11 protein-coding genes are annotated in these 7929 nt (G+C 39.0%); 3 read left to right on the forward strand and 8 right to left on the reverse strand.

What is annotated here, in order from left to right; all coding sequences use genetic code 11:
• Nucleotides 1-402: DUF1189 family protein (locus tag KQI94_RS14540; RefSeq protein WP_216454549.1), on the forward strand; the 402-nt coding region annotated here is incomplete at its 5' end.
• 33 nt (nt 403-435) lie between these two features.
• Here the strand turns inward: KQI94_RS14540 and KQI94_RS14545 are convergent.
• From KQI94_RS14545 to KQI94_RS14575, 7 genes are read right to left on the reverse strand one after another with little or no spacing between them, the layout of a single operon-like run.
• Nucleotides 436-855: a PTS fructose transporter subunit IIA gene (locus tag KQI94_RS14545; RefSeq protein WP_002363016.1), complete on the reverse strand. Its 420-nt coding sequence runs from the start codon at nt 853-855 to the stop codon at nt 436-438.
• A 9-nt stretch (nt 856-864) separates the two neighbouring features.
• The gene (locus tag KQI94_RS14550; RefSeq protein ID WP_002355341.1) at nt 865-1854 is read right to left on the reverse strand and encodes a serine hydrolase domain-containing protein; all 990 of its coding nucleotides are present in this window, start codon (nt 1852-1854) and stop codon (nt 865-867) included.
• A gap of 12 nt (nt 1855-1866) precedes the next feature.
• Nucleotides 1867-2757 (reverse strand): N-acetylmuramic acid 6-phosphate etherase, encoded by an 891-nt coding sequence (gene murQ / locus KQI94_RS14555; protein WP_002355340.1) that lies wholly within the window; start codon nt 2755-2757, stop codon nt 1867-1869.
• 14 nt (nt 2758-2771) lie between these two features.
• The gene (locus KQI94_RS14560) at nt 2772-3623 is read right to left on the reverse strand and encodes an SIS domain-containing protein (RefSeq protein WP_002355339.1); all 852 of its coding nucleotides are present in this window, start codon (nt 3621-3623) and stop codon (nt 2772-2774) included.
• 16 nt (nt 3624-3639) lie between these two features.
• Nucleotides 3640-4116, reverse strand: a complete 477-nt coding sequence (locus KQI94_RS14565; protein ID WP_002355337.1) for a PTS sugar transporter subunit IIB — start codon at nt 4114-4116, stop codon at nt 3640-3642.
• Nucleotides 4117-4146: 30 nt separating this feature from the next.
• Nucleotides 4147-4983 carry a PTS system mannose/fructose/sorbose family transporter subunit IID gene (locus KQI94_RS14570; RefSeq protein ID WP_196782459.1) on the reverse strand — a complete coding sequence of 279 codons (837 nt, stop codon included), beginning with the start codon at nt 4981-4983 and terminating at the stop codon, nt 4147-4149.
• Nucleotides 4958-5761: a PTS sugar transporter subunit IIC gene (locus tag KQI94_RS14575; protein ID WP_002358431.1), complete on the reverse strand. Its 804-nt coding sequence runs from the start codon at nt 5759-5761 to the stop codon at nt 4958-4960. The genes KQI94_RS14570 and KQI94_RS14575 overlap by 26 nt, the downstream gene beginning before the upstream one ends.
• Nucleotides 5762-5930: 169 nt before the next feature.
• Between KQI94_RS14575 and KQI94_RS14580 the strand changes: the two genes are divergently transcribed.
• On the forward strand, nt 5931-6701 hold the full coding sequence (locus KQI94_RS14580; RefSeq protein WP_255067470.1) for a sulfite exporter TauE/SafE family protein: 771 nt from the start codon (nt 5931-5933) through the stop codon (nt 6699-6701).
• A 43-nt stretch (nt 6702-6744) separates the two neighbouring features.
• On the opposite strand, the gene KQI94_RS14585 is transcribed toward KQI94_RS14580, so the two are convergent.
• A complete protein-coding gene (locus KQI94_RS14585) occupies nt 6745-7146 on the reverse strand; it encodes an organic hydroperoxide resistance protein (protein WP_002355332.1) in 402 nt (133 codons plus the stop codon).
• Between the two features lie 220 nt (nt 7147-7366).
• Between KQI94_RS14585 and KQI94_RS14590 the strand changes: the two genes are divergently transcribed.
• On the forward strand, nt 7367-7929 hold a 563-nt coding region (locus tag KQI94_RS14590; protein WP_216454551.1), incomplete at its 3' end, for an AMP-binding protein.

Genomic DNA, 7929 nt, shown 5'->3' on the forward strand with positions numbered 1-7929 from the left:
ATTCTAGGCACCGACCAATTTATCTTCCCCTATAGTAAAGGAACCTTAGATGGCGTTAACGCTCAGAGTATCAAGACTGCGCTAAGTGAAGCAGCGATCCCCTGGTGGACAAAACTCATTGTCTTTTTAGTGGCTATCTACCCTGTTCTAATCGGTTTAGTTTTAGACTTACTGATTGCCGCTATCGGTGCATCTCTCTATTCAAAATTACGTTTTTATTCTTTACGTTTGATTGATTGTTTAAAAATTATTACGTATTGTGCTACCGTGCCAGTTATCTTAAGTGCTATTTTAAACTTCGTAAATCCGATGTTTAACGATGGCATCCTAGTTATTTTACTGAGCCTATTCTTTTTCTTTGTTACAACCAAAAACGAACCGCGGAATATCCCTGGTTCTTAAAAAAGGTGTTGTCCTTGAGACAACACCTTTTTGCTATTCTTCAAATTCTTCTTCATCTGTTAGTTCAGGTAAGTCAATCGTGGTCACCGCAGATTGGCCAATTTGCGTTAAATATGCAGCTAATTCATCCACATTTTCCACAGGTGACACGGCTGCTTCAATTGCCATTGCTAAATTAAGTCCGGCGACCACTCGCAATTGCGGATAAGTGCCCATGGCCATCATAGCCACATTACAAGGTGTTCCTCCTTTTAAATCAGCTAATACAAGCGTCGGGACATTGCCAGCTTCTTTTAAGATTGCTGCCAGTTTTGCTTGCGTGCCGCTCAAGCCATCTTCTGCGGTCATTGACACAATCGCAGCGTCTGCTAATTCCCCGACAATCATTTGAGTAGAAGCTAAGGTTTCTTCTGCCATCCGTCCATGGCTCATTAAAATTAATTTTGGTTTCATCATTTCCTCCTAAAAATACTGCTGATAAATTTTTGTTCGTGCTTTCAGAAAGCCACGTTCTTCACGAGTGGGATGAATCCGATTCGTCAACAAAATTAGGGCTTCTTTGGTCTCTTTTTTCATACCAATCGCCGTTCCAGTAAAGCCAGTATGATACAAATAGCCTGCCCCTGCTTGCGTCTTTTTCACTTCCCAACCAAATGTACGGCCCCCTTGATTCATAGACCAGAGAGCATCGAACATTTTTTCAGAAAATAATGGTTTGCCAGACGGGTAGCGATTGTTCATAAAACACTGAACAAAAGTGAGTAAATCTGGTAAAGTTGCAAATAAACCTGCACTGCCGATTGGCGCTTTTAGTTGATAGGCTTTCGAATCGTGGACCACTCCCTGAATAACGCCGCGTTGTTTTGTAATCTCTGTGGGCACTGCCTGGGCAAAATCGCTGACCGTAAAACTTGTATGCTGTAGGTTCATTGGTTGAAATACGTATGTTTGAAAGCTCTCTTCTAATGAGCAGCGATCCAATACTTGAATAATTTCTCCCAATAAGTAATACCCTAAATCAGAATAAGTGGTTTTCCCTCGTTCAGATAACGAATGCGTTAAAATGATTTCTTGCAAGCTTTTTTTTGTGACATTTTTCTTATCGACAACATCAGCTGGCAGTCCGCTCTGATGCAGTAGAAGCTCCCCAATCGAACAAGATAGTCCTTGATAATCAGGTAGGATTTCCCCCACAGTGGTTGAAAAAGTAAGCTGATTTGTATCGATTAATTGTAACATTCGATTTGTTGTCCCAATAACTTTCGTTAAGGACGCTAAATCATACAGGCTAGCTGATGAAATCTTTTGTCTTGCAAATGGACCAGTATTACCTAAAAAGCCCGTATACTGTTCTGATAAGCTATCTTCTGTGATCGTCCCCCAAGCGACACCCGGAACGACTTGCTGATTAATCAGTCTCTGAATTGTTTCTTGAATTGCGATTTGATTCATTGTTCACCACTTCTATGCTAAAACTTCTGAAATCCGTCCGTCATGTTCTGCTAATAGTTGTTTGGCTTTTTGAAAATCAACGTGGGCTTTCGCCATTACAATGGCTGGTGCCACTTCTAGCTGTGCTGCCTCCAAGTATTCTTTGGCTTGCGATTCCTCGATTTCTGCTGCTTCTTTAATGATATTCGTGGCACGTTGAATTAATTTTTCGTTCGTTGGTTGTACGTTGACCATCAAATTTTGATAGATATTCCCTACTTTAACCATAATCCCTGTTGAAAACATATTTAACACCATTTTCTGTGCTGAACCCGCTTTCATTCTAGTTGATCCTGTAATGACTTCCGGTCCTACAATTGGCGCAATCCCAATTTCCGCCAATTGATTCATCGGACTTTGATTATTACAGGTAACTGAAATGGTTAGAGCGCCCACTTTTTTTCCGTATTCAATTGCGGAAACAGCATATGGTGTCCGACCACTAGCAGCAATCGCAATTACGACATCTCGGGCAGTCAATTGATGTTGTGTTAAATCTTCGATAGCTAATTCTTTCGAGTCTTCAGCGCCTTCAATTGCTTGATACATTGCTTTTTCACCACCAGCTAAAATACCAAATGCGCGTTCTGGCGACACACTATATGTGGGCGTTAATTCAATCGCATCCAAAGCACCTAAACGTCCAGACGTTCCTGCACCACAATAGATTAAACGGCCCCCTTTTTTAAATCGTTCTGCCGCTGCATCAATTGCTGCAGCGATCTGCGGAAGCACCTTTTCAATTGCTTGTGCTACCTTTTGGTCTTCTTGATTTATTAAAGTTACCATTTCTAATGTTGACACTTGGTCAATCTTTTTAGTCGCTTCATTTCTGGCTTCTGTCGTTAATCCTTCTAAGTTCATTTGCTTGCACACCCCTACTTCTCTTTTAGACGGCTGACAAGTTGACTCGTTTCAATCATATTACGTTCAATTTCTGTGTCTAAATCATCTTGAATTGAACCTAAATACAGAACATCGCCAATTGCCATTGACGAAGCAATCGATGAAATAGCCCCAACTCGAATGAGGTGCTCATTATTGGGGACTAAAAGAACTTCATCGCTCAATGATCGCACGTTTTCTCCATCGTTACTGGTAATAAAAATAACCGTTGCGCCCCTATTTTTGGCAATTTCACAGGCGATTAAGGCTTCTTTTGTCAAACCACTATAGGAGACCGTGATCAAAATGTCTTGTGCCGTTGCATAATTTAAAAACTCCAACATCATGTGACTATCATAATTAAAAATTGCTTGGCGACCAGCGCGGTTAAACTTGTGATAAAGATTATAAGTCGTTAAAGAAGAGGCACCAATTCCAACCAAATGAATTTTTTCCGCTTTTTTAACATGCGCGATTGCTCGTTCCAAGGCTTGTTTATCCACTGTATAAAATAAATCCTCAATCGTAGCATTTAATAAAGATTCCACTTTCATACAAATAGTATCCACCGAATCATCCGCCGCTACAATTGGATCAATATCTTTTTTACCGTTACTGGCAGCTTGTACCGCTGCAATGGATAGTTTTAACTCTTCCCAGCTGTCAAACCCTAATTGTTTAGAAAAACGGGTAACTGATGCTGGAGAAGTTTCGCTATTGCTAGCAATTTCGTTTGCTGTTAATGAGAGAAGACGGGTCGGATCCTTCAGTATATAGTCTGCGATTCTCTTATTTACTTTGGAAAAGTCCTTATATTTTTGTCTGATTGAACGGATTGGCTCCATCTTCTCATCTCCATTTCTATTTTATGAAAGTTAAAATTGCTTCGTTTGGTTCAGAAGGGATCATCTGTGCGGTAATAGTCACCCCATTATCTGTTAAACGACGAACGGTTTGAATATCTTCATCGGTTAATGCAACAGATTTTTTAATTGCTCGACTGCCTTCTTTTTGAGAAATATTGCCGACATTGAAGCTCTGTAACGGAACACCGCCATCAATTAAAGCCGCCATGTCTGCAATGTCTTTCGTAATTAAAAAGACTTTCTCTTCATCATAATTGCCTGCTAAAATTTTTTCAATCGCTTTACGTTTTGATAAAATAGATAATTTAACTCCTGCAGGCTTAGCCATTTTTAAGGCACCAATTTGTAATTGATCTTTGACAGCGGCATCATTTACTACCATGATTCTTTGTGCGCCAACCGTATTCGTCCAAACGGTTGCAACTTGTCCGTGAATTAAACGCTCATCTACTCTTGCATGTACAATTGTCATAATAAATCTCTCCTATTATATACTATTTTTTTAAAATAAACCGCCAACCCAAGCCAACATTGGTTGTAAATTGCCTAAAACCATGCCAATTAAAATTAAAACAAAGATTAGCCGTGTTGAATTCATTTTCTTTTTCCCTAGTAACCAATAGGATAAAAGAACAATCCCTAAAGGAATTAATGCGGGTAAAATTTTATCCAACATTTCTTGAACAGATAATGTTACATCTCCCATTTTATAAGTTAAATCTAATTTGTAAGTAATTACCGAAGGAATCAAACCGCCGACCACCGTTAACCCTAAAATAGCTGCACCTTGCGTAAACAATTTCATTTTATCCGCAAATTCTGTCGCAATTTTTTTCCCTTGATGGTAACCAATCCAAGTGAATTTATAGCGAACCCATAGGACCACTGCTCCGGCAATTAACGGGATCAGTAACCCAACAACCTGGCCCCCTTGCGCCATGTAAGCTGCAATCGAAAAAACAATCGCACGATAAATCGCGATAAAAATGGTATCACCAACACCAGCAAACGGACCCATTAGACCTGTTTTCAAGCCAGTAATGGCCGTTTCATCTTCAATGCCGACTTCTTCTTCCAAAGCCATATCAGCCCCGACAATTAAGTGCGACATGGCTGGCGTTGTATTCATAAAGCCAAGATGTGTCTTCAAGGCTTTCTTCATAGCTACTGGATCTTCACTGTATAGTCGCTTTAATGCAGGCATCATCACCCAAGCGTAACCAAGTCCTTGCATTTTTTCATAGTTCCAGCCCCACTGATAGCCAAAAAGATTACGGACGTAAACTTTATTAATATCCTTTTTTGTTAATTTGTTAGTCATCAATCTCAACCTCCTCATCATCTTCGTAAATAACCGTGCCACTTGTTGTAGCTGCGCCGCCTTTGTTATGATTCATCACATAAATCGCTGCTAAAGCCAAGCCAACCAGTGCGACACCTAAAACTGAGAAGAATTGGGCCCCATAAGCAAGTAACACGAACCCAATAATAAAATAGGGCCAGTATGTTTTAATTGGTAAGTAACGCATTAAAATAGCAATCCCCATCGCTGGTAAAATAGCACCTGCTGCTTTTAACCCATTCATCACCCAAATAGGAATCCAATTGTTGATAGCGTTTACAACTTGTTCACCAAAAGCTAGGCCAATAAAAACTGGGATGACACGAGAAATCGTCCAAGGAAAAATTCCTAAAACATTGCAGCGCTCGACCCCTTTATAATTGCCTTCTTCCGCATAACGATCTGCTTTGTGTTGGAAAAACGTATTAGCCATTCTGCCTAAAATATCTAGTTGTGTTAATAATAACCCAATCGGAACCGCAACTCCGATACCATACTCTGCCCCTTTCCCTGAAATGATTGCATAAGCCGTTCCCATAATGGCCCCCGAAAGAAAGTCTGGGACTGTTGCTCCTCCATAAGTCGCTACGCCTAATGTCATCAATTGAAGCGTTGCCCCAATCATCAAACCTGTTTGAACATCCCCTAAGACCAGGCCAGTAAACGTTGCAGCAAACAATGGTGTATATGGACCAATCTGAATAGAAATTTGGTCAAGTACACCAACAACTGTGTAAAGACATAAAATCAAAATAATACCAATCGATACTGTCATGCTTTCTCACCCTCCTTGAATGCGTTTTCTTTTTTGTATTTGTAGAATACCATTAAAGAAATATCATTTCAAGTTCTTTTTAAAAATATTTTTAAATGAAATTACATTTCTTATATAATTTTTGTGCTATACTAAAAGAAAACGGTTTAGGAGTGATTATGTGCGGGTTTTGCTGATTTATTTCATAACTATTTTTCTATCCAATACAGTTGGGGCGCTCTCTGGGATGGGTGGAGGCGTCATTATTAAGCCTGTTTTGGATTTTCTTGGGTTCCATTCGTTAAATAGTATTGCGTTCTATTCAAGTGTCGCTGTTTTTGTCATGTCCATTTCTTCGACTTATAAACAGTATCAAAATGGTGTCCAAATTGAATGGAAAAAAGCCGCGAGTATTTCGTTTGGTTCCTTAGTCGGCGGCATGTTAGGTGATTTACTTCTTAATCAGGCGATTGCACTAGCACCAAATGAAGAAAAAGTACAACTAATCCAATATATCATCATGTTGCTGACCTTGGTTTTGGTTCTTCTCTACAATCAATTTTCCAACTGGCACTTACACCTCAACGGATTGAGCATTTTTCTGATTGTCGGATTAGGCTTAGGGATTCTATCAACCTTTTTAGGCATCGGTGGCGGTCCCATTAATGTAGCTTGCCTTATTCTCTTTTTTGGAATGGATATCAAATCAGCAACTGTTTATTCCATCATTACTATTTTTTTCTCCCAACTCGCCAAACTTGGCAATATCGGCTTGACCACAGGGTTTGCGGTTTTTGATTTGACAATGCTTTTGGCTATTATTCCTGCCGCTTTATTCGGTGGTTATGTCGGCGGTCTTTTCAGTAAAAAATTATCCCAACAACGGGTCGCCCAAATTTATAGTTTAGTTGTTTTTTTAGTTATTTTGTTAAATATGTATAATTTGTGGACTGTTATCTAAAAAAGAAGCGCTTTGTCTATACGACAAAGCGCTTCTTTTTTAATTAAATCACTGTTAATTTAACATCTATATTATTTCTTGTTGCTTTAGAATATGGGCAAATTTCGTGGGCTTTTTTAACAAGTTCTTCTGCTTTAGCTTGATCTACCCCATCAATATGAACTTCTAATTCAGCACCAACGCTAAATCCATCTTCTCCTTGGAATAAGGAAACACGTGCAGTTACTGTACTTTTACCTTCGACTTTTTCTTGATCCATCACTAATTCTAACGCACCGTTAAAGCAAGCACTGTAAGCCGCTGCGAATAATTGTTCTGGATTTGTTGTATTTTCTTTCTTGACACCTGGCGAAGCAACCGCATAAGAAAATGATTTATCCGGTGAGTGAACTTCTCCTGCACGTCCACCCGTATTAATGATAGTTGTTTCATAGATTTTTTTCATGTAAATTCCTCTCCTTTGTAAAGTTTTACACTTCTGAGAACTTGTTACTTACATAATTATTGTAGGAAACTTTGCCAGATACAGCAAACGTTGTGCTTGTGAATAATAAAAAATAACATTTAACGTTGTATTTTTGACGTAGAAAAAGAACCCATTCTATGATAGGATAAAGTGAACTTGTACATTTGTACACAAACTATTTTACAAAGGAGACTTTCCCTTGACACACTTACTTGATTATCAACCATTAAACCTCTACACAAACTATCAAGAAGCCGCAGAAAAAACACCAACTGTTCCAATTATTTTTGATGAATCTTTGCCTGCTTTTCCTGCACTTGGCTTAGAAACAACTTATGGTGAAAGCCATCAAGAAATTTTGAAACGGGCATATCAATTAGCCACTTTAGGTGTAAAAAAAGGCGACAAAATTATTATTTATAAAAGTCCTAAATTCGACACGTATTTACTAGCTGTTGCAGCCTCATATCTAGCAGCCGTTCCTGTAATGGTTTCATACCATTTACCTTTTGAAACAATTGAAGTATTCGTTGATCGTTTAGAAGATCCTTATATTTTATTTGATGATGTGACTGCTGAAAAAGTTCAAGCTGTTCGTAACAGCTCTGCCAATAAAAAACTTTCGGTTGCTTCTCTTTTAGAAGCTGATGCCACGGAAGTTCCTCAAGACGAACTGACTAAAGACGAAATTGCCTACATGACCCACACCTCTGGAACAACAGGTATTCCTAAACTTATCTGTCATTCCAATCACTCTATGGG

The sequence above is a fragment of the Enterococcus sp. S183_ASV_20 genome, assembly GCF_018919685.1.
Taxonomy (GTDB): domain Bacteria; phylum Bacillota; class Bacilli; order Lactobacillales; family Enterococcaceae; genus Enterococcus; species Enterococcus faecalis.

Excerpts from the sequence above, each read along its gene's own strand:
- murQ (WP_002355340.1), bottom strand. The coding sequence starts at position 2,757 with ATGAACTTAGAAGGATTAACGACAGAAGCCAGAAATGAAGCGACTAAA.
- KQI94_RS14550 (WP_002355341.1), bottom strand. The coding sequence starts at position 1,854 with ATGAATCAAATCGCAATTCAAGAAACAATTCAGAGACTGATTAATCAG.
- KQI94_RS14570 (WP_196782459.1), bottom strand. The coding sequence starts at position 4,983 with ATGAGGAGGTTGAGATTGATGACTAACAAATTAACAAAAAAGGATATT.
- KQI94_RS14585 (WP_002355332.1), bottom strand. The coding sequence starts at position 7,146 with ATGAAAAAAATCTATGAAACAACTATCATTAATACGGGTGGACGTGCA.
- KQI94_RS14565 (WP_002355337.1), bottom strand. The coding sequence starts at position 4,116 with ATGACAATTGTACATGCAAGAGTAGATGAGCGTTTAATTCACGGACAA.
- KQI94_RS14545 (WP_002363016.1), bottom strand. The coding sequence starts at position 855 with ATGAAACCAAAATTAATTTTAATGAGCCATGGACGGATGGCAGAAGAA.
- KQI94_RS14575 (WP_002358431.1), bottom strand. The coding sequence starts at position 5,761 with ATGACAGTATCGATTGGTATTATTTTGATTTTATGTCTTTACACAGTT.
- KQI94_RS14560 (WP_002355339.1), bottom strand. The coding sequence starts at position 3,623 with ATGGAGCCAATCCGTTCAATCAGACAAAAATATAAGGACTTTTCCAAA.